Source organism: Paenibacillus baimaensis, assembly GCF_025567575.1.
The window spans coordinates 1-722 of sequence record NZ_JAOQIO010000014.1 but is presented as its reverse complement, the minus strand read 5'-3'; the positions used below and the strand labels follow the sequence as shown (position 1 = coordinate 722).

The window sequence follows — 722 nt, the reverse complement described above, 5'->3', positions numbered from 1 at the left end:
TCTTAACCATGGATTGCCCAGACCAAATTCAATATATTTCAGAGTTAACTCCCCCATCACAGAGTCGTTATAAATTAACTTCTACACAAAAATTTTCATCTTTCCCTCACATCAAGAAGAAAAGAAGAGCTGCCATACGGCAGCCCTTTCGTTATTGCACTATCGTTATCCGTCGTTTAATCGTCCGAGGAATCAAGTTCTTGTGATGAAGGTGGTTCAAAAATCTTTATCCATTCTTTAAGTTTTGCTTCAGGTATGAAAAAAGTTCCTTCTTTATGCATATCATTTCTAGCTTTTAGACGTTCAAATAACACTTCTACAGGCACATCAGTAAAATGAATTTTATAGCCAGCCCCTAGGTTCTTGGCTCTGGAACGAAACTCGTCTCGTTGACTTTGAACCCAGCATCCGAAATCCAGAATTACATCAACACCAAGAACTAAAACTCTAGCCGCCACGTCCCACATTAGGGATTCCACTGAATCATGTCTAGAATCATGCTTAACTTCGTCAGTTTCCGTCATGTTATCCCCGAAATCATGCCCAAATAATCTGATATGCCATTCATCGGGAGTAAGGCGAAGTGCTGAGTATTTCGTTTCAAGTTGTCGAGCCAGAGTAGTCTTACCGCTACAAGGGAGACCAACCATTAAATGAAGTGTCGCCACGTGAATCCCACCTCCTTATATAAACGGATATATACAGAATCTTTGCATCAATCT

General features: G+C 40.3%; 1 protein-coding gene. It reads right to left on the bottom strand.

Annotated features, from left to right (window positions below):
- Positions 1-176: 176 nt before the first annotated feature.
- A complete protein-coding gene (locus OB236_RS06475; RefSeq protein ID WP_262683226.1) occupies positions 177-668 on the bottom strand; it encodes an AAA family ATPase in 492 nt (163 codons plus the stop codon).
- Positions 669-722: the final 54 nt, after the last annotated feature.